General features: G+C 70.0%; 1 protein-coding gene. It reads left to right on the forward strand.

The genetic code is table 11. The features are described 5' to 3' along the window. Positions 1-213, forward strand: a 213-nt coding sequence (locus ADK36_RS18040) for an alpha/beta fold hydrolase (protein ID WP_048587704.1), incomplete at both ends; no start/stop codon positions are given.

Here is a 213-nt window from a genome sequence, read left to right on the forward strand (position 1 = left end):
CGGCGTCTCCTATGGCACCGCGATCGGCCAGCAGTACGCCGAGCGCTACCCGCACCGCGTCCGCGCGATGACGCTCGACTCCAACATGGACCACAGCCTCGGCACGTGGGACTTCCAGAAGACCGAGACCATCGCGGTGGAGGAGTCGTACGGCCAGTTCGCCGACTGGTGCGCCCGTACGGCGTCCTGCGCGCTCCACGGCCGTGACGCCCG

Source organism: Streptomyces viridochromogenes, from assembly GCF_001270495.1.
GTDB lineage: Bacteria > Actinomycetota > Actinomycetes > Streptomycetales > Streptomycetaceae > Streptomyces > Streptomyces viridochromogenes_A.